Raw genomic sequence first — 21,421 nt, 5'->3', positions numbered from 1 at the left:
GTTAGCGTCAGGCCTATGAACAGACCGTCAGACATACAGTAGAAGATTCAACCCCAGCCCTGTTCCGATCAAGACGACAAAGAGGATAGAAGCCAACAGAATGGGCTTGATACCGGCTTGTCGTAGGGTACTCCAGCGGGTGTTGTAGCCCATTGCTGCCATCGCAATGGTCAGACTGAACTGGCTGATAAAACTGATTGCCTGATGCGCTGTTTCAGGAAGCTGGAAAAAACTGTTAACCAGCACCGCCAGAATAAAAAAACCGATAAAATGAGGGAAGGTCACCGGTAGCTTTCGTCTTTGGTCTGCACCTTCATGACACGTCAGTTTGTCCCTGAACAGCAGCAAACCTAATGCGATCACCACAGGTGCAAGACACAATACCCGGATCAGCTTGGTCATGATGGCCGTCTGTAAAGCTTCAGGGCTGATGGTCTGACCTGCGGCAACGGCCTGAGCCACTTCATGCACGGTGCTACCGATAAAGATACCGAACTGCTCCGGTGCGATATGCAGAACATTAAAAAGCACCGGATAAAGCAGCAGGGACAGGCTGCCAAACAGCACCACCGTTGCGACGGCAACGGATACCTGCCGGTGGCCACCTTTAACGACTGGTTCAGTGGCCATAATGGCGGCTGCTCCGCACACAGCACTGCCAACACTGGTCAGTACTGCCAGTTCCCGACTCATTCCCAGAAAACGAATCCCCACGTTAATACCGATCAGAAGAACCAGGCTGATCACCACCAGATCGATCATCAGAGCCTGCCAGCCCAGCTGAATCACCTGCTGAAATGTGAGCCCGAAACCCAGCAGAATAATGCCAAGGCGCAGTAGTTTCTGCTGACAGAAAAGGCTGCTTTTGGAGGGGGCTGTGTCGGTTCCGGCAAAACCGAGACCGCGAAAAAAAGCGCCTGAGATCATGCCGATCAAAATCGCCAATGGCAGACTGCCAAGGCCAATTTCAGCGAAGAGTGGCTGTTTTGCGATAACAATCGCTAACAAGGTAATGATCAGCAGATGTAGCATGAGTAGCGCCCTGAATCACAAGAAATGTGGGGCTATTATGGCGCTGCAATAAAATCTGAAAAGTGGATTAAATCTATATTGGTTATCGATTTTTTGAATGATAGGTCGTTCTGGGAAGAGGCTGCAATGGTGCAATTTTATTGCTCGGCTCTTATTGAGGAATAAAAGCAAAACCGGTCAGGCGGATCATGTGATATTTGTCATGATCTACCTGAAAGTTATTCCGGATCTGGCTGGATGAATTGCTCTAAAAATCAGCTTGATCCGGTTACGCTTGTCACTGGCTTTTGTTAATCTTTGTTATCTTTTTCATACCCTGCTTTGGGGGTATAACACTGCGATTTATGGACGATAGAGGCATTCTGTGAAAATTACATTCTCGCAAGTCGCTGCAGCCGTTGCTGTAGTTGGTTTCGTTGGCTGGGCGTCAAGTGCCCGGGTGGATAAGGCTTTGGCAGAAGCCCCTGAAGCGACTGAGGACTCCAAACCTTCGATTAGTGTGCCTAAGGTTGAGGTTCTGCACTCAAAAGCAACACTCTATGAGCGTCAAACAGTTCTGCAGGGCCAGATTGAGCCCTGGCGCAGTATTCAGCTTCGGTCGCAGGTTGCCGGTACTGTCGAATCCCTTCAGGTGGAGCAAGGGGCGAGAATTACTCAGGGTCAGCCTCTGATCCGTCTGTCGCAGAATGAATATCAGGCGCAGCTGCAAAGCGCTAAAGCCAGTGTGCGTCTGAAAGAGTCTGAGCTGAAAGGTGCCCGTAAGCTTTACAAGACCAACCTGCAAACAGAAACAGTTGTTCTTCGTCTTGAAAGTGAGCTTGAAAGTGCCCGGTCCAGCCTCGTGATGGCGCAGCAGCAGCTGAACCATGCGGTACCTAAAGCGCCTTTTGATGGCGTGGTGGATCAGTTGGATGCAGAGCTGGGTCAGTATATGACGGTCGGTGAGGTCTGGGGTCGCCTTGTCAACATTGATCGTCTTAAAGTAACCGCTCAGGTGCCTCAGCAGGATGTCGCTAATGTTGCTGTGGGCCAACCCGTGGAGATTACTCTGCTTGATGGTCGCCAGATGGAAGGGCGTGTCAGCTTTGTCGCCAGTGCCGCTCATGCTGCGACCCGTAGTTTTCCGATTGAAGTGACGCTGGAAAATCCGCGGCACCTGCGAATTGCGGGTGCCAGTGCGACTCTGAATGTGCATTTGGGTAATGTTTCTGCCCATAAATTATCACCGGCATTGTTAAGCCTCAACGACAAAGGTGAGCTGGGCGTTAAGTGGGTTAACACTCAGGATAAAGTGGTTTTCCAGCCTGTTGAGCTATTGAGCACGGGTACCGATGGGGCCTGGGTAACTGGCCTGCCAGACAATGCTGCAGTAATCAGTCTGGGTGGTGGGTTTGTTCAGCCGGGACAGAAAGTGGCGGTGATCAGTGCTGATGGTGCTGACCACCCGGTGGCAGAGCAAGCTTCTGACACACCTGTTGCTGCGGTAGTGAGCGGAGCTAACTGATATGGAAACCATTATCCGGGCAGCGATGGACCGAAGCAGGGCCACGCTCTTTGTGCTTATCATGCTGATTGTTGGTGGTTTGGCGTCCTATCAGACGATCCCCAAAGAAGCGAACCCAGACGTCACTATTCCAATTATCTATGTCTCTATGGGGCTTAGCGGTATCAGCCCGGCAGATTCTGAGCGCCTTCTGGCGCGGCCTATGGAGCAGGAGCTGCGCTCGCTGGAAGGCATCAAGAAAATGACCTCCATCGCCGGTGAGGGACATGCCTCTGTAACACTGGAGTTTGATGCGGGCTTTGATCCTAAAACTGCTCTGCAGGATGTTCGTGAGAAGGTTGACAGCGCTCAGGCCAAGCTGCCCGCTGAGGCGGATGAAGCAACCGTTCATGAAATTAACGTAGCGCTTTTCCCGGTGCTTTCCGTGGGGCTTTCCGGGCCGATTAACCAGAAACAGCTGGTCTATATCGCCCGTCGTCTTCAACAGGAGATTGAAGGTATTCCCGAAGTGCTGGAGGTGGATATCGCCGGTGATCGCGAAGATCTGCTGGAGATTGTCGTCGATCCCCAGGCGATGGACAGCTATAACCTGGATTACTCTGATCTGTATGCTTTGGTGAGCAATAACAACAAACTGGTCGCTGCGGGGAGTCTGGATACCGGTGCGGGTCGTATGACCCTGAAAATCCCAGGTGTTATTGAGAACCTTGACGATGTTATGAATATGCCAATCAAGGTGTCTGATCAGACAGTTGTGACCTTTAAAGAGGTTGCCACTATTCGCCGTACCTTCACAGACCCCGGCGGTTTTGCCCGTATTAACGGCCAACCGGGCGTTGTGCTGGAGATTAAAAAACGTGCCGGTGCCAATATCATTGACACCATAGATAAGGTACGCGGGCTCTTTAAAGCAGCAGAATCTCAGTTGCCACCGGATCTGGAAGTCCGCTATCTGATGGACCAGTCTTCGGAAGTGAAGAGCATGCTGTCGGATCTGCTGAACAACGTGATGACCGCCGTGATTCTGGTGCTCATTATCATGTTAGCTGCGATGGGGGCGCGTGCGGCTTTCCTGGTGGGACTAACGATTCCCGGTGCTTTCCTGACCGGTATTCTGGTGGTGTCCTCCCTGGGCTTTACCATGAATATTATCGTGCTTTTCTCTCTGATTCTGGTTGCGGGGATGCTCGTGGATGGCGCCATTGTGGTTTCAGAGCTGGCGGATCGTCATCAGAAAGAGGGCTTCTCCCGTAAAGATGCCTGGGCACATGCGGCGAGTCGTATGGCCTGGCCGATCATCGCATCGACCCTGACCACGATTATGGTGTTCCTGCCGCTGCTGTTCTGGCCGGGGGTGATGGGCGAGTTTATGAAGTATCTGCCTGCTACGGTGATGATCTGTCTGTTTGCTTCTCTGGCGATGGCTCTTATCTTTCTGCCCGTGATGGGTAAGGTGTTTGGTAAGCGTGAAAAACTGAATGCAGAAGAGCGCCCAGCGGTCAGTGATATCGATATGAATCACGTTCAGAATCAGTCTGCGGGAGGTAAGGCCTATCGTCAGGTATTAAATCGCTGTTTGCGCTTCCCCGGAACAACGCTGGTACTGATGCTGGCTCTGATGGGGGGCATCTATGCCGCTTATAATAAGTTTAATCATGGTGTGGAATTTTTCCCCGCGGTTGAGCCGGAATCCGCACAGCTACAGGTGCGTACTCTGGGAGACTTCTCGGTTTATGAGAAAGATGCCCTTTTGCAGCGGATCGAGAGTCGTTTGTACGGTATGCCGGAAGTTGAAGCGATGTACGCCCGCTCCTTTGCTGCCGCTGGTGGCCAGTTGGCCGAAGATGTGATCGGGGTGATTCAGTTCCGCTTTACGGACTGGGAAACCCGGCGTCCGGCGAATCAGATTCTGGACGATATGCGGGAGCGTACCAAGGATATACCCGGTGTGGTTTTTGAATTCCGCAAGCAGGAGGGCGGTCCGCCATCCGGTAAGCCGGTAGAGCTGCGTATCAGTGGTAATGACCCTCAACAGATCAATTCTGCCGTTGAGCAAACCCGTGAGATCATGGATGAGTTGGGCGGTTTTGCCGATGTTAATGATGATCGTGCCCTGCCCGGTATCGAATGGCGCTTCGAAGTGGATCGTGCCAAGGCTGCACAATACGGGGCAACGGTTGCCAGCGTCGGCAATGCGGTTCAGTTGGTGAGTAACGGTCTGAAATTGGCCAGTTATCGGCCGGAAGATGCCAGCGATGAAGTGGATATTCGTATCCGCCTGCCGGAATACGCCCGTACACTGGATCAGCTGAATCGTCAGAGTCTGAACACGCCCTACGGTCAGGTACCGCTGAGTAACTTTGTCACTCTGACACCTGCACCTAAGACCGGTATTCTCCGTCGTCTGGACGGTAAGCGAACCATTACTATTTCCGGTGATGTGGCAGAAGGTGAACAGGTCAACGAGCGCCTGATCGCCCTGAAAGGTCGTCTGGATGAACTACCGGATACAGTATCTGTCACCTTTGGCGGTGAGGATGCGGATCAGAAAGAGTCCATGGTATTTCTGATCGGTGCCTTTGTTGTAGCGATTCTGCTGATGATGCTGATTCTGATTATTCAGTTCAATAATATCTATCAGACATTGCTGGTGCTCTCTGCGATTATCTTTTCAACAGCGGGTGTTCTGCTGGGGTTGCTGGTTAATGGTCAGCCCTTTGGTGTCGTGATGGTGGGTATGGGCATTATCGCTCTGGCCGGTATCGTGGTGAACAACAATATTGTTCTGATCGATACCTATAACCGGATTCGCTCAGAAGGATTCTCAGCCTTCGAAGCGGCCCTGGAAACCGGCTGTATGCGTCTGCGACCTGTACTTTTAACGGCTTTGACGACGGTGCTGGGGCTTATGCCGATGGTACTGGGCGTGAACGTTAATCTGGTGGAACACAGCCTGGGCTGGGGCGCGCCATCGACACAATGGTGGACTCAGTTGTCCAGTGCCATTGCCGGTGGACTGGCTTTCGCCACGGTACTGACGCTGTTCCTGACGCCTTGTATGTTGGTGTTAGGTGATGGTTTTGCGAATAACCGTGTTTTCAGGCTGTTCCGCAGAACTTTTTCACGAAAAGCTACAAAAAGTTTCAGGTTGTCCCGATAGCCACTGGCTAATCTGAACTATCATTGTTCTACCTGAAGGCAGGCTCTGGCCTGCCTTCGATTGTTATGTGACGGATCATAAGGACGCAAAGGATGTGGGTTAAGGCAGCGGGAATATTTTTTGCCATTGTGTTTGTTGTTTTCGTATTTGTGTTGGGCTGTCAGTCTCAGTGGCAAAGGCGAACTCAGCAACTGGTGCAGGATTTTTATCAGTCCGACGCGACACTGCAGGCAGAGTCGGCTGCAACCCTCTCAAAGCCGATCCGGTATGATCCCGAAAAAGAGCTGCAGGGCCTGCCGGAACCCGTTCAGCGTTTTTTTCAGACGGCTCTTACTCCGCAACAGGCTCTCGTTTCCGATATCACGTTTAAGCAAAAAGGACAGATCAATCTGTCTCCTGAGCAGGGCTCCTGGAAGCGTTTTTCTGCTCAGCAGGATGCGGTGATGCATGCACCGCGTTTTATCTGGCAGGCTGAGGTTGCTATGGCTCCCGGTATCCATGCCTATGTGATTGACAGCTACAATCAGGGGTATGGTCGGTTACAGGCTAAGGTGATGGGATTGATTACTGTTGCGGAAGAAGAGGGTCGTGGTGACATTGCTGAAGGTGAACTGATGCGTTTTCTGGCAGAAAGCCCTTGGTATCCTACCCGTTTGCTACCCTCTCAGGGGGTGACCTGGCAAGCCCTGGGTGATACCCAGGCTTTGGCAAGTATTGAGGTGGCGGGGCAGAGGGTGGAGCTAACCTTTAGCTTCAACGATCAGGGACTGATTGACACTGTCCGGGCTGAAAAACGTTACCGTCAGAACCCTGATGGCGAATCAATTTATGCGCCCTGGCAGGGGCGCTTCTCGGACTATCAGTATGTTGAGGGTATGTTGTTGCCTCACCGCGCTGAAGTTGGCTGGATCGAAGCCGATCAGCAATGGCTACCCTACTGGCAGGGAGATATTACTGATTGGGACATCCGCTTTTATCCCATCGTTGCCCGATAGCTGTTAGAATCCCGCCCTTTTCGGGTGTCCGTTGACGTCATAACTTTGACGGGCGCGGGGTTTTCAGCAAGGGCTCTTTCATGTATCTCGATCCAAACTGGCGCATTCTCACCGTAGGGGATGGCGATCTCTCCTTTTCATTGTCACTGAATCAGATGCAGGCGCAGACCACCGGTTGTCAGGGTTCTGTGACGGCCAGTGTGCTGGATCAGGAGACGGAACTGCTTGGTAAATATCAGGATTGTGCCTTTCATGAGCTGAAACAGCAGGGTAGTGAGGTGGTAACCGGTCTGGATATCACCAACAGTGAGACATGGCCTGAAAGCTTGAAAGGCCGTTTTGATGCGCTGATTTTCCAGTTTCCCCTGATCCCTTCCTTTACCAGCAAAGAAGAATTTGAACAGGCTGGTGGCCTGACGACCAATCTTCTCAACCGTCGTCTGTTGCGCCTTTATCTGCAACACGCCTTCAGCTTCTTTCTTGACCCCCAGGGGGCGCAACTGGCGCTGATCAGCTCTAAAGACCTGAAACCCTACAGTCAGTGGGATCTGGAATGCGGTATCCATCTGGATCTGGAGCATGAAGGCCAGCCGGTTCAGCTGCTGGGCATGCGGCCGTTTCTGCAAAGCGACTTTGATGGCTACCGGATTCGTAATGTCGATCGTGATAAACAGATCCGTGGCACCAAAGGCACCACTTACTATTGGAGTGTGAAGCCTGCGGCTTCCTACCCCGATCAGCAGCTGATTGAGCAGTTAATTCCGCCAAGCCACCCCGTCGGTGAGCCGGTATCCGAACACTACTGCAACTGGTGCAAAACCGGGCCGTTTGCCTCAGCCGAAGATCGTCAGGGACACCTTGAATCGCGCCGCCATAGTAATATGCAGGCGCTAGATAATGACTGGCGGGCGTTTTTGGTGGGCATTTTTGGTGGGTAGTCATAGGGTGAAAAAATAGTCGTTCACTTCAATGGATTGCTGGATTATCAACTTCCCACAATCCCTTCCGCTATCAGCTTAACTCCGGTCACAAACAACAGGCCGTAACAGGCCAGATAGAACCAGAAATCGTTGATCCGTTTATGCAGGTACATGCCAAAGTAAACCCCGACCGGGGCAAAGATCACCAAAGCCAATGAGGTCATCAGGTTGGTCGGGTTAAACAAACCCAGCCAGACGTAGGGGATCAGCTTGGTAAAATTCACCACCGCGAAAAAGATAATGGTGGTGCCGACAAAAAGGGTTTTGTCCAGCTTCTGGGGCAGCATGTAGATATTCATCGGTGGGCCACCGGCGTGAACACTAAAGCTGGTAAAACCTGCCAAAGCCCCCCAGAAAGAGCCTTTTACCGCATCTGCCTGAGTGATCTTTTCCGGTTTACGGTGCAGTTTCTGCCAGGCGTAGTTCAGGGTAAACAGGGTCGCGATCAGGCCGATCATCAGCTTAATGTGTTGTTCGGTCAGGTGGCTGAAACTGAGTGCTCCCAGCACGATCCCCAGCACTGCTGCGGGCAGCAGAATCCTGAGGTTGGTCTTATCGTATTTTCCCCGAAAGCCCCAAAGGCCAATCAGATCCATCGCGCAAAGAATCGGCAGCATAATCGCCGCTGCCTGAAAGGGCGGAATCGCCAGTGACATAATCGGCACCGCCAGCATACCAAGCCCACCACCCATTCCCCCTTTCGAGATACCGACGATCAGCACCGCAGGAATAGCAACCAGATAAAACAGAGGATCATCGATCATAAAGTGTCCTTGATGGCGAATGGGGGATACCAATTGACGATCAGTTTAGAGAGCAGAACCGCGGGAAGGTAGACGGGGCAAACTATATAAACTATAAGTCAAGCTTATGAATATGGAGGGGAGTGTAAGAGGAGTGGCGTTAGCTTCGGTTACAGTAGCTTTTCAGCTGATCAATAAAACACTGGGTGATCGGTTGGATCGCTTTGCCATAGCGGGTAACCAGCATCAGCGACAGGGTGATATCCAGATTGTTGACCTCGGCGAAAGCCAGTCCCGGTTGCTGTTCAGCTACGTAACGGGGCGCGAAGCAGACCCCAGATCCGCGGCGAGCCAGATTGAGCATGGCGTCGACGGTTTCCACCTCCATAGCGACATGTAACGGCTGGTCGGCAAAGGCGATATCGACGGCCCGGCGCAGGGCATAGCCCTTGGGGAAAAGCAGGGTTGGTGTGTTGGCCGGTAGTTCGCCATCATTCAGCAGCGTCTTAGCTGCGGGATGATGTTCCGCAAAAATCGCCACCAGCTTTTCATCGTGGATCAGTTCTCCATCCAGCTCTGGCGGCAAGACCATGGTGCTGTGCACCAGTCCGAAATCCACAGTACGGTTATAGGTAAGTTGAATCACTTCCTGACTGCTGCGGGCATGCAGCTGAAAGCGTACATCCGGTTTTTCTGAGGCGTGCTGACTGATAAGCGGTGTTAGTAGGTAGGAAAGGGCAGTATGTGGGCCTGCGATGGCGATGGTGCCTTCGATAACCCCTTCCTGAAACTGCAGCTCACGGATCGCCTGATCCACGTCGCTGAACAGGGGGTAAACCTTGCCCCAGAGCTGACGGCCTGCTGCAGTCAGCTGAATGCCCCGGCCGATACGGGAGAAGAGCGCGATGCCCATCTCCTGTTCCAGCTTGCGGATCTGCTGGCTTAGCGCTGGTTGAGACAATCCCAGTCGATCTGCAGCGCCGGTAAAGCTGCCTTCTTCAGCACAGGCCAGAAAATAACGCAGTTGCAGATCAGACATCGATATCCCTTTCTGAAGATGGTGGAGGTGCTATCCGGTCAGGATAAAAGCCAGCAGTAAGCTTAAAGCTGCGCCGGAGGAGAGCCAGAGACGTAACTGTATAAACTGATCGCCATAATCGCGACTCAGCACCCGACGTTCATAAAGCCAGAGCAGGGCGAAGGATAAGCCAGCGGCTGCGGTCCAATCAATGGCGGGAAACAGAATCCAACACCAGCTCCAGAGCATACCACCCAGCGCCACTAATGCGATATGGCCGGTTTGCGGGCGTTTCAGGCTGACAAACCAGACCACGCCACAAAGAAAGCTGAAGATCAGGGCGGCATAGCTGATCAGCGCTGCTGGCGCAAAACTAAAACCAGCAATACTCAGAAGACTCAGACCCACGAAGGGGATCAGGCCGGTATAACCGCCCCAGCGATGCCAGAAACTGAGGGTGAAAGACACTACTTCTGATGTGTCGTGAGTGCGGGAAGTTGTTGAGGATGTATCCTGCATGGTGGGTGTCGCTCCGGTTGATCTTATTTCAGCTGCTTACGAAACAGGTCTGAAATGGATCAACCGGGTGCGATCAAAGCGCCCGGATATGAGGGCGACTCTTGCGTCTACTCTTCTTACTTCTATGCTTACTCTTTGCTCTGATCCTGATCTTTATCTGCCAGCTCCTCTGGCGTTTGGTCATTCAGGTCATCATCAAGATTGTCGTCCAGAGCGCCACTGAGTACTTCAGTATCTGCAGCGTCCTCGTCAGATTCAACCTCTGCCCGGGGCAGCTGTGCCTGATCCGCCGGTACATCCCAGCTGATCTCTGACCATTCCAGATGTTCTTCCGGTGTCAGGTAGCTCCAGGCCAGAATACGGCTCACCTTATTGCCGTGCGCCATCTCCAGTACCTTGGATTGCGCTACGCCGGCATCCGCCAGCATCTGCTGCAGCTCCGGTAGGTTCTCTTTGCGGGATACCAGACTGGTAAACCAGAGGCACTGACCGGCAAAGTCTTTACTCTCTTCGATCATGGTCTTCAGAAAGCCCACTTCACCGCCTTCGCACCACAGCTCCGGTTGCTGGCCGCCAAAGTTGAGCGAGGCTTTACCGGTTTCGTTCAGCTCGGCATCGTCCTTAGCCAGATTGTCGACCTTACGCTGGCTGGCCGCCTGAGCGTCATCGGCCGAGGCATGGAAAGGAGGATTGCAGATCGTCAGATCAAACACCTCTTTTTTACCGATAATGCCATGGAAGATATGGGCGTCGTCCTGCTGTTTACGGCAACGCACACGGCCGGACAAACTACGGTTCATCTTCACCAGCTGTTTCGAGGTATTAAAGGCGATATCACTGGAATCTGCTGCGACAAACGACCAGCCATAGGCCTGACTGCCGATAATCGGATAGATGCAGTTGGCACCGGTGCCAACATCCAGCACGCTGATCTTTTTACCTTTAGGCGGCTCGTTACGCTGACCGGAGGCCATCAGAAGATCCGCGACGTTATGAATATAATCCGCACGACCCGGAACGGCAGGGCAGAGGTAACCCGGTGGAATATCCCAGAACTGAATGCCATAAAACTGATACAGGAGACCGGCGTTAAGCATCTTCACCGCTTCCGGATCGCTGAAATCGATGGAGGTATCGCCACGGGGCGTTGTGGTCAGCTTTTCTTTAAGGCCGGGCATCAGCTGACAAAGGCGGTCAAAGTCGTACTTGTCGCTTTTACCTTCAGTGCCGCGGTGCGGATTACGCGGGTGCAGCCCGGAGACCTTCTTCTGATGCTTTTTAATGGCTTTTTCTTTGGCGGCTTTAGCCTGCTGCCAGGGATTCACTTTTTTAGACGGGGCGGAGCTTTTGGATGCAGGCATGACAGATTCCGTTGACGATAAAAGAAAATAAAACAGTGCTGATCAATACAGCATAAACGCGGGTGTAAAAAAGGCTGCGCATTCTACCTTAAATTGCACGCCTGCCCCAGAAAAGCCTGAGCCAAAGACGTTTGCGCTCACTCCCGCACTCAAACCCAAAACCGTACTCAAACACAAGCCCAGCGCTCGATATCCCTAGTACTTACCTTTAGCCTGTTGCTACTTACCGTTAGCCTACTGATCCTTAAAATCAGCCTAAATGCCGCAGGGAGACAGCCGTGGTATCCACCACGCGCTTCATAACAAAGCTGGAATGCACACCGGTAACCCCAGGGATCTGGGTGATGGTGTTAAGCAGAAACTCCTGAAAATACTCCATATCCGGCACGACCACCTTAACGGTGTAATCCGCACTTTGGCCTGTCACCAGATAGCACTCAACCACCTCGGGGCAGCGGCTGACCACCTTATCGAAGGCTTCAAAGCGATCCGGTGTGTGGCGATCCAGCGCGATCTGAATATAGGCGGTCAGTTTCAGATCCAGCTTGGAGCGGTTCAGGCGCGCCACATAGCGATCAATAAAACCGGCTTCTTCCAGCTGTTTCACCCGGCGGGAGCAGGGGGAAGGCGACAGGCCCACCTTCTCTGCCAGATCCTGATTGCTGATCCGGCTGTCCTCCTGCAGGGCTTCCAGAATACGTCGGTCAGTTCGGTCGAGCTTGATCATTCGGGTGTTCCTTTAATGTTGCGTAGCTAAAAGATGATGCCCACATTAAATAATGTGCTGCAAAATTGCAGAGTTATTGTAAATCTTGATGTTCAGTTTAGCCTGAAAGTTAGCTGGAAAAATAAAATTGCTCACTTTTGGTTTTATTTGGAATAATATTGCGAAATATAAAGTTTTTGACGCGTTTTCGCAATCCTGATGCAGAACAATTTTTATATACTGGTTTCCGTTGGCAGCACTGGGCCTCGTTCTGTTATTGTTAAGCGTTTATTGCTAGGCGTATCAGGAACTTACCTCAAAAGGGAACTCACCTTGTGCAATGCAGCGCTTCACAAGAGCCAGCTGATTAAGGGCAGCGTATTGCACCTGCCAACGCTTTTTAACCTGAAAGCGAAAAAGTGATTACAAAACAACCCGTGATAACTGAATTAAGAACGGCTGGAATCCGCCAACACTGTAAGGCGCGATAACCAGACAAACCTATGTAAGGAGCTCACCGTGAGCCGTTTTGACCATAAGAAATATCGTCCTTTTCCAACCATCAACTTGCCTGACCGCCAGTGGCCAAATCAGGTTCTCGACAAAGCACCGACCTGGTGTAGCGTTGACCTGCGTGATGGCAATCAGGCGCTCATCGATCCGATGACCGTTGAGCAGAAAAAGCGACTGTTTCAGCTACTGGTTAAACTGGGCTTTAAAGAGATTGAAGTAGGCTTCCCGGCTGCATCTCAGCCAGATTTTGATTTTGTACGCGCCCTGATCGAAGAGAACATGATTCCGGACGATGTCACGGTTCAGGTTCTGACTCAGGCCCGTGAAGCACTGATCGACCGTACCATTGAAGCGCTGAAAGGTGCTAAGAAAGCGATCGTACACGTTTATAACTCTACCTCTACCGTACAGCGCGAGCAGGTTTTCTGCCTGGAGCGTGACCAGATCATCGACATCGCTGTTAACGGCGTGCGTATGGTGAAAGAGCGTGTTGAGAAGCACACCGATACCGAATGGCGTCTTGAATATTCACCTGAGAGTTTCACCGGCACCGAACTGGATTTTGCCGTAGAGATCTGTGATGCCGTGGTTGAAGAGTGGGGCCCGAGCCCGGAGCAGAAGATTATTCTGAATCTGCCAGCTACCGTTGAGATGTCGACGCCAAACGTATTCGCCGACCAGATCGAGTGGTTCTGCCGCAATATCAAACACCGTGAGTGTCTGGAGATCAGCATGCACACCCACAACGACCGGGGTTGTGCGGTAGCGGCCGCCGAGCTGGGTGTTATGGCCGGTGCTGACCGTGTTGAAGGTACTCTGATGGGCAATGGTGAGCGTACCGGTAATATGGACGTGATCACTATGGCGATGAACTTGTACAGTCAGGGCGTTGATCCTGAGCTGGATCTGGCGGATGTGACCGAGATTATTCAGGTTTATGAGTCCTGCACCAATCTGGAAGTTCACCCGCGTCACCCCTACATCGGTGAGCTGGTTTACACTGCATTCTCCGGTAGTCACCAGGATGCGATTAAGAAGTGTCTGAGCAAATACGATGCCTCCAAACCGTGGGAAGTGGCGTATCTGCCGATTGATCCGAAAGATCTGGGTCGCAGCTACGAAGCGGTTATCCGCATCAACAGCCAGTCCGGTAAAGGCGGTGTGGCTTATATTCTGGAAGCTGAGCTGGGGCTGAAACTGCCGCGCTGGTTGCAGATTGAGTTCGCCGGTAAGGTACAGAAGCACACCGAAGCGGAAGCCCGTGAGCTGAAGCAGAGTGAGATTGTTGAACTGTTCCAGCAGCACTATCTGAATACTGCGAACCAGTTTGAACTGGTAACCTACAAACTGGAGCGTAGCGATAACGACTTCCTGAATGCGGTGATCCGTTGTGGTGATCAGACCATTGAACTGTCTGGTGATGGTAAGGGTGCGATCCATGCGCTGACCGAAGCGCTGTCCGCTTACATCGATCAGCCGGTTCAGATCGCAGAATACTCCGAACATGCACTGTCTGCCGGTAGCGACGCGAAAGCGGTCACTTACGTACAGGTGAAGATTGGTGATTCGGTGAATGCGGGTGTTGCCATCAGTGAAGATACTGTAGCTGCTAACCTGAATGCGGTACTGGCTGCAGCAAGTGTTCTGATTCAGGAGAAAGGTTTAGTAGCCGCTTAACCGGCAGCTCAAACCGCTACTAAAAAGCCCGTTGCAGTAAAACACTGCAACGGGCTTTCTTATTTCTGGCATTTAGTTTCTCTTGTGCTGGCTGACATGAGTTCAGGCTTTAGGCCTGCTCTCCAACCGGCTTTTTCACATTCTTTGCTGAGGTGTGGTTCATCTTATGGTAACGACGCAGTACAGAACTCATCACCACAAAACAAAGCAGAGAATAGCCGATCTGTTCCAGCGTAATCGTCGCAGCGGCCAATAGTAGCAGAGCGATATCAAACCACATTAGAGACTTACCGGTATGAATCTGGAATTTGTCCTCAAGCCAGAGAGCAAGAATATTAATACCCCCCAATGAACTGCCTTCCCGAAAGACCACCAGCAAACCCACACCCACAAGCCCACCGGCTGCAAAGGCTGCAATCACCTCAGGCAGGGTTTCCAGCTGAATATGCAGAATCATCAGGTCGGTCAGTACGGAAACCAGTGTCATGGCCAGCAGGGTTCTCAGTGCAAACGCCAGAGGTTTGGTTTTCAGGGCCAGTGCAAAAAATGGCAGATTGATAATAAAAAACAACAGGCCAAAACTCAGTTCGGGAACCCAGCGCATCAGAAGTAGGGATAAACCTGCGGTGCCACTGACCATGAGTCCGGCAGCTTTCAGAAACCAGATACCTAAGGCGACCAGAAAGCAGCCTTCAAAAAGACTGTAATAACGTTTGAATACAGACAGTGTGTCCGTATGACGAATAGGGCGCATCAAAGCAGATAACATAATGACCTCACTTAGCAGGGATTGCCCGCCTCGTAAAAAACCCCACCACCGGGATCGCCGGGGTGGGTAATAAGGAGCAACGATAGTCACGTTGTAAGCAGTTAAATGCAAGTCCTATGCCTGATTTTTTAGATGTTTTTACTGGTTGACTGGGTTTTAGTGGTCTATTTTGGTGTTTTGTCGGGTTTTGGTGCATCTTTTTGGTGCGCGATCGGGTTGGATTGTCAGGGTACAAATGACATCTGGGTAGCAGCGTCTGTTAATGTGTCATCCTGAAAAGGTATAACAGTATCTGCTAAGGTTAGTAAGGGTATTACTGGAATGATTTCTGGGAAACGTTGTCGACAGGCAGGTGTTATTGAGTACCGGAGGAGGCTGATTTATGGCGAGCAGGTTAAAGTCAGGGGGTTGGTTACTGTTGTTCTTCTCTGCGATCGCTTTTGCGGCACCATCGCTAAGCGATAGGAGTCGCGGGCAAGCGTATCAGGTTGAGAAGATACATGAGGGGATTCGCTTTCCCTGGGCGTTTGAATTTGTGGATCAGGATACACTGATCTTTACCGAGCGTGACGGACGCATCGGCTTGTATTACCGTGTTAAAGATAAAACCCGTTACCTCACAGGGTTACCGGATATCTACTTTGAGGGGCAAGGAGGACTGCTGGATATTAAGCCGAGTCCCGAGTTTGAGAAGGAACCCTGGATTTACGTGACCTACAGCGCTTACCCGCAGAAAGCATCGCCTGAACATGATGATCGTCCCGTGACGGTGCTGAGTCGCTTTCTGTTGACCGGCGAGACGTTTACCCAGTATCAGATTGAGCAGTGGCAGGTATTAGTAGAGACAGAATCTGCGACTTCAGCGAATCACCATTTTGGCAGTCGTATCGCTTTTGATCCGGGGCGCTATGTGTACTTCTCTGTAGGAGATCGGGGGGAGCGTCCTAATGGGCAGAACCGCCGGAATCATGCCGGAAGCATCCTTCGTGTGACTTTTACAGGAAAACCATCCCGGCATAATCCCTTCTACGGTCAGTCTGATGTGCAGCCGGAGATCTGGAGTTTCGGTCACCGTAACCCGCAGGGGTTAGCCTATGACAGCTATCGGGAAAGACTCTGGGCGATTGAACACGGCCCCAGAGGCGGTGATGAGCTGAATGTGATCGAACCGGGCAATAACTATGGCTGGCCGGAAGTCTCTCAGGGCAAAGAGTATTGGGGGCCCATCTCCGTGGGTGTCGAGCATAAAGAAGGGATGGTTGATCCGGTTCGCGTCTATATTCCCTCCATTGCACCTTCAAGCCTGATGGTCTACAGCGGTGAAGCCTTTCCTGAATGGCAGGGAGACCTGTTTGCCGGAGCGCTGGCTAAACAGCATCTGAATCACATCCATCTGAGTGAAGAAGGAGCCATTATCGGAGAAACCCGAATGCTGACCTCGTTGAATGAACGCATTCGGGATGTGACCCAAAGTCCGGAAGGCTGGCTCTATTTTGTTACCGACAGTGGCGAGCTGTATCAGATCTCGCCGCTGTCGGAGTAGCTATTTCTAGTAGCTGGTTCTGAGACGAAACGGATCAGATCACGGTAAGAATCTCATCGACAGGGCGACGGGCCTTCTGTGCCCAGTTGCCTTCGGCGGGTTTGCCGATGGTGACCAGCATCACCGGCAGATCCTCTTCATTCAGCGGGAAGTGGCGTTTCAGCTGCCCCCCGTCAAAGCCTCCCATCGCACCGGTTGCCAGTCCCAGTTCTTCTGCTGCCAGCATCAGCGTCATTGCCGCTAAAGAGGCGGAGCGTATCGCTTCATCCCGCTGCAGCGGGTCGTTGCCCTCATGGCTCTGGCTGGCTGCGCCAACCCAGCCATCCGCGATGGACTGAGGTATAATGCCGGCACTAACGGACTCACTCAGGCGCTGCTCCAAGGCTTTATGGGCAGCCAGTTGTCCGCATACGATAAAGGTGGCCGATGCCGCTTCTACCTGAGGCTGACCGTAGGCAGCTTCTCTTAGCAGGATCTTCCCTTCTGGTGTGGTGACGGCGATAAACCGCCAGTTCTGCAGGTTATAGGCTGAGGGTGAATGCCCCGCCAGATTGACCAGCTGTGTCAGTGTTTCCTGACCGATCACATAGTCCGGCTGATATTTACTGGTAGAGCGGCGCTGTAAAATTGCATCCTGTACCGAAGTCATCGTGCTTACCTCTTTAGCCTGTATTGATAGACGTTATTAGTGCTCGTTTACTGTGTTCTTGTTGCTGTGCTTATGTGCTGAACTGAGTGCTTTAAAGAGCTCCGGTAGCCAGGGAGAGAGCTGCACCGCCAGAATACTGAGTACCACTAAAACCAGTCCTGCCAGTGCCCAGCCTTCAATCTCCTGATCAAGAAAGACCCAGCCCAACGCCACTGCAGTCAGCGGGCTTAACAGCCCCAGTGTGGAAACCATTACCGCAGGCAGCTTTTGGATGCCCTGAAACCAGAGCAGATAAGCGATCAGGGTGCCAAACAGAGCGAGATAGCTATAACCCAGCAGATTCTCAGTGGTCAGGGCTGGCAGGGCAGGCTCCAGAATCAGCGCCAAGGGCAGCAGCATCAGACCGCCCAGGGCCAGCTGCCAGCCGGTGAGGGCAATCAGGGGGAGTTCTGTGCTGTTGGGTGTTTTCTGATTGTTTTGATTTGAACGCTGACCATAGCGGGAGTAATAAACCCCCAGCGCCATACTCAAAGCCCCCAATGAAGCCGCGCCGATACCGATCAGATCCCAGCTGACTTGTTCACCGCTTACTTCGCCCTCTGTCGGTGACAGAATCAGCAGCGCCATGCCAACAATGGCGGTGATACAGGCGATAAGTGCGATTTTTCCTGGTGGCTGTTTTTGCAGTGCCCAGATCATCAGCAGCAAAATCAGAGGTTGTACCGCACCGATCACCGCAGCCAAACCACCGGGCAAACGGTACGCAGCGACAAACAGCATCGCCTGAAAGCAACCGATATTCAGTGCCGACAGCAACAACAGTCTTGGCCATTGCTCTTTGGTCGGCAATAACCCTCTGGCGGGTATAACTTGGGCGTTGCCTGTTTTTGATGCTGGCCCCTTACTGAGCAGATGGCTTAACGCAATCAGGATCAAACCCGCCGGTAAGCAGCGGATCACCGCTGCAGTGAAGGGCAGCCCCTCCGGCAGAAACTCGGATGTCACCAGATAGGTGCTGCCCCAGCTGGCGGGGCCAAGTGCTGTGAGTAACAGCAATGCAAATGGATTCATAATTCACCTCGGTTATCCCCGTTGTGGCGTGCAAGGTTTGCGGTTGCCGACAGGGAGGCGGCAGCTATCGACACAGGGGGAAAAACAATTTATCTTGAAGTTAAGATATTATTAGGTTGGCGATAATTTATCTTGAGGTCAAGATAAATTTAAAAGGAAACCCATAGCTATGAGTAAAAAAACGAGTCACGACACGGATGCCATCGATAAAATTATTGCCCAGTGGCAGCAGGAGAAGCCGGAATTTGATCTGACCGCGATGGAGGTTCTGGGGCGTCTGAAGCGGGCTTCAGCGGTGTTGGCACCAAAAGTGGATAAGGTGTTTCTGGAGCATGGTCTGAATCAGCCGGAGTTTGATGTTTTGGCAACGCTGCGGCGTTCCGGTGCGCCATACTGTCTGGCACCGACAGCCTTGTTCTCCACCCTGATGGTAACATCGGGTACCATGACCAACCGTATGACCCAGCTGGAAAAGAAAGGTCTGATTGAGCGTCTGCCCAATCCGGACGATGCCCGTAGTAAACTGGTGAAGCTGAGTGATAAGGGCTTTGAGCTGATCGAGCAGGTATTGCCCCATCATGTAGAGAATGGCCTGAATCTGATTGCCGGCCTTGATGGTGATTCACTGGCCAGTCTGAATCAGAGCCTGCGGGATCTGCTTTCGGCGCTTGAAGACACCCATTGAAGCCAGCTAAAACCGAGCCTGAGGGTTAAACCGACATGGAGCATAAAAGGAATAGATTATGAGTGAACAAAAGATGGAACAGACGTTGGCGAATCAGCACCACAAGCTGAACTATGTGGAGTTTGCTGCTAAAGATCTGGTAGCCACCAAAGTCTTCTTTCAGCAGGTTTTTGGCTGGCAGTTTGTCGATTATGGCCCGCAATATACCGCTTTCTCTGATCAGGGGTTGGATGGTGGTTTTTATCAGGCCGAGATGGCGTCGGATTCTGCCACAGGTTCTGCCTTGCTGGTGTTTTTCAGCACGGATCTGGAAGGGACTCTGGAAGCGGTTCAGGCCGCTGGTGGTGTGATCGTTAAACCTGTCTTTGATTTCCCCGGTGGGCGGCGCTTTCACTTTAAAGAACCCTCCGGTAATGAGTTTGCGGTCTGGACAACACCCGAAGAATAACCGTAAACCCGGCATCGTGCGCAGTGACGCTTTAGGTACAATATAAAGTGTTGGGTAAGATATTTGGTATAAATATCAGCCTGTTATCGCTTAAAAGCACACTAAAACTGAACACCAACCCCAGAATAGTAAGTCACCGGAAGAGGCGGTACGGATATGCCCTCAACGCCACTGGCAGAGCTGAACAATATCACAGCATTTCGCGGGGGCCGTAAGGTTCTCCAAAACTTCAACCTCACCCTGCATGAAGGGGAGAGTGTTGCCATTCTGGGGCCGAACGGCTGCGGAAAATCCACCCTGTTAAAACTGCTCACCCGTGAGATCTATCACGTTGATAAACCGGAAAGCAGCCTGCTCATTAAAGGTCAGGATCGTATCAACCTGATGCAGCTGCGGGAGTGGCTGGGTGTGGTCTCTCAGGATCTGCAGGAGTTTTACACGCCCTATACCAAGGGACGGGATGTGGTGGCTTCCGGCCTATTGGGAGCCATTGGCGCGCATGATCATCTGCAGCTGACCGAGAGCCAGCAACAACGGGTAGACGAGGTGATCGGACAGTTAGGGCTGGCTTACCTGAATGACACTATGTTTCAGCGGCTTTCCACGGGGCAGCAGCGTCGCCTTCTGCTGGCGCGGGCGCTGATCCATAACCCGTCTACCCTGATCTTTGACGAACCCACCAACAGTCTGGATCTGCAGGCGTCATTTGAACTGATCGCGACTATGCGTGAGCTGGTGCAGTCGGGCACGAATCTGCTGATCGCCACTCACCATGTTCAGGAGGTGGTGCCGGAGATCGAACGCATCATCTTTATGAAAGACGGACAAATTATCGCAGATGGTGATAAAGCCGCCTTGCTGACTGCCGAGCATCTGAGCGACCTGTACGGCGTTAAGCTGAAACTGATGGTTCAGGATGGCTTCTACCACGCTTATCCGGCGTGATTTTTTGACTGCTGAGAGAAACTCTATGAAAGCCCTTGAGCTGAAAATCCCGCCACCGGTTGTTGCATTGCTTCTTGCCGCTGCTATCTATTACGCGGCACCGGTATTCCCCGCCTTACCTTTGAATGACCCGTGGCGGTTGATACTGGCTATTCTGTTTGGCGCTGTTGGTATCAGTTGTGATCTAGCGGGGCTTTATAGCTTCCGAAAAGCCCATACCACCATCAACCCGTTAGCACCAAAAAAGTCGTCGGTGCTGGTGACAACGGGCATCTACCGTTTTACCCGTAATCCTATGTATCTGGGGTTGGCGTTTCTGCTACTGGCCTGGAGCTGTTACTGGGCATCGTCAGCGGTGCTGATTGATCTGCCACTGTTTATCGCCTATGTGACCCTGTTTCAGATCAAACCGGAAGAACGCATTTTGCGGGAGAAATTTCCGGATCAGTTTCCGGCCTATTGTCAGCAGGTACATCGCTGGATCTGATCTCTGAGGGAAAATACTATGGCATACGATGAAGGCCTGGCGGAACGTATTCGCGAGCAACTGACGGGCAATATCTATATCACCGAGAAGAAGATGTTCGGCGGGCTGTGTTTTCTCCATGATGGCAATATGCTGTGTGGCGTTGTCAAAGATGAGCTGATGCTACGCACTGGCCCTGATCTCTACGAAGAGCTGTTGGGTAAGCCCAACGCCCGCGAGATGGATTTCACCGGCAAACCGATGAAAGGCATGCTGATCGTAGAAGCACAGGGCTTTGCGGAAGATACCGATCTTAAATGGTGGCTGGATCAGGTGTTGGGATTTGTGAGCAGGTTGCCGCCGAAGGTGAAGTAATCCTGTTAAAATACCAGCAACTTAAAAATAAATGTGATAGCTATTGGGCGTTGGTGTGTGAGTTGAAAAATAGCGCAGCCATTATAGGGTGGAGATATGATCAAAGATTTCAATTTAGACAATTATGGGCCAATACTGAACGCTAAGGGACAAAACCTTGGTCAGATCAACCTTATTATGGGGGAAAATAGTACCGGCAAGACCTTCCTGTTAAAGGCGCTTTACAGTGCCATTAGAAGCCACGAAGAGGCAAATAAAGGCA

20 protein-coding genes are annotated in these 21,421 nt (G+C 52.0%); 11 read left to right on the top strand and 9 right to left on the bottom strand.

All coding sequences use genetic code 11. The features are described from left to right. Positions 1 to 27 precede the first annotated feature (27 nt). Entirely contained in the window at positions 28 to 1,032 is a 1,005-nt protein-coding gene (locus AC4GL5_RS11275; protein WP_490382888.1) for a YeiH family protein, read from the bottom strand. Positions 1,033 to 1,396: 364 nt separating this feature from the next. On the opposite strand from AC4GL5_RS11275, the gene AC4GL5_RS11270 reads away from it, so the two are divergent. The 4 genes from AC4GL5_RS11270 (at position 1,397) to AC4GL5_RS11255 (ending at position 7,629) form a co-directional block, all read left to right on the top strand. Next, entirely contained in the window at positions 1,397 to 2,536 is a 1,140-nt protein-coding gene (locus tag AC4GL5_RS11270) for an efflux RND transporter periplasmic adaptor subunit (protein ID WP_490382887.1), read from the top strand. A 1-nt stretch (position 2,537) separates the two neighbouring features. Further along, positions 2,538 to 5,696 carry an efflux RND transporter permease subunit gene (locus tag AC4GL5_RS11265; protein WP_490382886.1) on the top strand — a complete coding sequence of 1,053 codons (3,159 nt, stop codon included), beginning with the start codon at positions 2,538 to 2,540 and terminating at the stop codon, positions 5,694 to 5,696. Positions 5,697 to 5,788: 92 nt separating this feature from the next. Then, positions 5,789 to 6,691: a DUF6920 family protein gene (locus AC4GL5_RS11260; protein ID WP_490382885.1), complete on the top strand. Its 903-nt coding sequence runs from the start codon at positions 5,789 to 5,791 to the stop codon at positions 6,689 to 6,691. 80 nt (positions 6,692 to 6,771) lie between these two features. Beyond that, positions 6,772 to 7,629: a Rossmann-like fold-containing protein gene (locus AC4GL5_RS11255; RefSeq protein WP_490382884.1), complete on the top strand. Its 858-nt coding sequence runs from the start codon at positions 6,772 to 6,774 to the stop codon at positions 7,627 to 7,629. A 47-nt stretch (positions 7,630 to 7,676) separates the two neighbouring features. Here the strand turns inward: AC4GL5_RS11255 and AC4GL5_RS11250 are convergent, their stop codons facing one another. From AC4GL5_RS11250 to AC4GL5_RS11230, 5 genes are all read right to left on the bottom strand, one after another. Beyond that, the gene (locus AC4GL5_RS11250) at positions 7,677 to 8,435 is read right to left on the bottom strand and encodes a sulfite exporter TauE/SafE family protein (protein WP_490382883.1); all 759 of its coding nucleotides are present in this window, start codon (positions 8,433 to 8,435) and stop codon (positions 7,677 to 7,679) included. A 139-nt stretch (positions 8,436 to 8,574) separates the two neighbouring features. Continuing rightward, on the bottom strand, positions 8,575 to 9,453 hold the full coding sequence (locus AC4GL5_RS11245) for a LysR family transcriptional regulator (protein ID WP_490382882.1): 879 nt from the start codon (positions 9,451 to 9,453) through the stop codon (positions 8,575 to 8,577). 30 nt (positions 9,454 to 9,483) lie between these two features. Beyond that, positions 9,484 to 9,951, bottom strand: coding sequence for a DUF3429 domain-containing protein (locus AC4GL5_RS11240; protein WP_490382881.1), 468 nt, complete (start codon positions 9,949 to 9,951; stop codon positions 9,484 to 9,486). A 128-nt stretch (positions 9,952 to 10,079) separates the two neighbouring features. After that, the gene (rlmF, locus tag AC4GL5_RS11235) at positions 10,080 to 11,312 is read right to left on the bottom strand and encodes a 23S rRNA (adenine(1618)-N(6))-methyltransferase RlmF (RefSeq protein WP_490382880.1); all 1,233 of its coding nucleotides are present in this window, start codon (positions 11,310 to 11,312) and stop codon (positions 10,080 to 10,082) included. Between the two features lie 250 nt (positions 11,313 to 11,562). Further along, positions 11,563 to 12,039, bottom strand: coding sequence for an Lrp/AsnC family transcriptional regulator (locus AC4GL5_RS11230; protein WP_086479144.1), 477 nt, complete (start codon positions 12,037 to 12,039; stop codon positions 11,563 to 11,565). 498 nt (positions 12,040 to 12,537) lie between these two features. Between AC4GL5_RS11230 and leuA the strand changes: the two genes are divergently transcribed. Continuing rightward, positions 12,538 to 14,208 carry a 2-isopropylmalate synthase gene (gene leuA, locus AC4GL5_RS11225; protein ID WP_490382879.1) on the top strand — a complete coding sequence of 557 codons (1,671 nt, stop codon included), beginning with the start codon at positions 12,538 to 12,540 and terminating at the stop codon, positions 14,206 to 14,208. 109 nt (positions 14,209 to 14,317) lie between these two features. Here leuA and AC4GL5_RS11220 read toward each other — a convergent pair whose 3' ends face one another. Beyond that, a complete protein-coding gene (locus AC4GL5_RS11220) occupies positions 14,318 to 14,977 on the bottom strand; it encodes a DUF6198 family protein (protein ID WP_490382878.1) in 660 nt (219 codons plus the stop codon). Between the two features lie 382 nt (positions 14,978 to 15,359). Between AC4GL5_RS11220 and AC4GL5_RS11215 the strand changes: the two genes are divergently transcribed. Further along, positions 15,360 to 16,520: a PQQ-dependent sugar dehydrogenase gene (locus AC4GL5_RS11215; protein WP_490382877.1), complete on the top strand. Its 1,161-nt coding sequence runs from the start codon at positions 15,360 to 15,362 to the stop codon at positions 16,518 to 16,520. 34 nt (positions 16,521 to 16,554) lie between these two features. Here the strand turns inward: AC4GL5_RS11215 and AC4GL5_RS11210 are convergent, their stop codons facing one another. Beyond that, complete coding sequence (locus AC4GL5_RS11210) at positions 16,555 to 17,169, bottom strand: nitroreductase family protein (RefSeq protein ID WP_490382876.1); 615 nt, start codon at positions 17,167 to 17,169, stop codon at positions 16,555 to 16,557. A 36-nt stretch (positions 17,170 to 17,205) separates the two neighbouring features. Then, complete coding sequence (locus tag AC4GL5_RS11205) at positions 17,206 to 18,240, bottom strand: EamA family transporter (RefSeq protein WP_490382875.1); 1,035 nt, start codon at positions 18,238 to 18,240, stop codon at positions 17,206 to 17,208. A gap of 169 nt (positions 18,241 to 18,409) precedes the next feature. On the opposite strand from AC4GL5_RS11205, the gene AC4GL5_RS11200 reads away from it, so the two are divergent. The 5 genes from AC4GL5_RS11200 (at position 18,410) to AC4GL5_RS11180 (ending at position 21,159) form a co-directional block, all read left to right on the top strand. Continuing rightward, positions 18,410 to 18,925, top strand: a complete 516-nt coding sequence (locus AC4GL5_RS11200; protein WP_490382874.1) for a MarR family winged helix-turn-helix transcriptional regulator — start codon at positions 18,410 to 18,412, stop codon at positions 18,923 to 18,925. 58 nt (positions 18,926 to 18,983) lie between these two features. Continuing rightward, positions 18,984 to 19,373, top strand: coding sequence for a VOC family protein (locus AC4GL5_RS11195; protein ID WP_490382873.1), 390 nt, complete (start codon positions 18,984 to 18,986; stop codon positions 19,371 to 19,373). Between the two features lie 156 nt (positions 19,374 to 19,529). Next, positions 19,530 to 20,318, top strand: coding sequence for an ABC transporter ATP-binding protein (locus AC4GL5_RS11190; RefSeq protein WP_490382872.1), 789 nt, complete (start codon positions 19,530 to 19,532; stop codon positions 20,316 to 20,318). 4 nt (positions 20,319 to 20,322) lie between these two features. After that, positions 20,323 to 20,805 (top strand): methyltransferase family protein, encoded by a 483-nt coding sequence (locus tag AC4GL5_RS11185; RefSeq protein WP_490382871.1) that lies wholly within the window; start codon positions 20,323 to 20,325, stop codon positions 20,803 to 20,805. A gap of 18 nt (positions 20,806 to 20,823) precedes the next feature. After that, entirely contained in the window at positions 20,824 to 21,159 is a 336-nt protein-coding gene (locus AC4GL5_RS11180; protein WP_490382870.1) for a TfoX/Sxy family protein, read from the top strand. Positions 21,160 to 21,421: the final 262 nt, after the last annotated feature.

The sequence above is a fragment of the Oceanospirillum sp. genome (assembly GCF_982874595.1).
This window is presented reverse-complemented; position numbering and strand designations above follow the sequence as displayed.